The organism is Oribacterium sp. Sow4_G1_1 (assembly GCF_052116105.1).
GTDB lineage: Bacteria > Bacillota > Clostridia > Lachnospirales > Lachnospiraceae > Oribacterium.
The window spans coordinates 1-427 of the sequence record NZ_JBQKLS010000058.1 but is presented as its reverse complement, the minus strand read 5'-3'; the positions used below and the strand labels follow the sequence as shown (position 1 = coordinate 427).

The following is a 427-nucleotide window of genomic DNA, read 5'->3' as shown; positions in this document are numbered from 1 at the left end:
GTGTTGATGCGGTCAGGGGTAACACCCGTTCCCATCCCGAACACGACGGTTAAGACTTGATCGGCCGAAAATACTACATTGGTAACGATGTGGGAACATAGGTGGACGCCATTCTTTATGGGGGTATAGCTCAGTTGGGAGAGCACCTGCCTTGCAAGCAGGGGGTCAAGGGTTCGAATCCCTTTATCTCCATTGCGGACTTGACAAAACTTACGGGTTCTGATAAGATTCGCAAGCGCTGAAAAGCGTCATCGTACCTTGAAAACTATATACTGCGAAATATATAAATTATTCTATTTAATAGAGTAAGACATCTGAGGCGTTAACGAAAGTTAACGAATTAAAAAACCAGATGGTGGAAACATCATCACACAGCCAACATCGATTCACGCTAGAATCGATGAGTGAGAAGGAACTCACGAAAATT

1 tRNA gene and 1 rRNA gene are annotated in these 427 nt (G+C 44.0%); both read left to right on the top strand.

The features are described 5' to 3' along the window. Nucleotides 1-114, top strand: a 5S ribosomal RNA gene (gene rrf / locus ACTQ52_RS12385); the annotation flags it as partial. Nucleotides 115-119: 5 nt separating this feature from the next. Further along, nucleotides 120-192, top strand: a tRNA-Ala gene (locus ACTQ52_RS12380). Nucleotides 193-427: the final 235 nt, after the last annotated feature.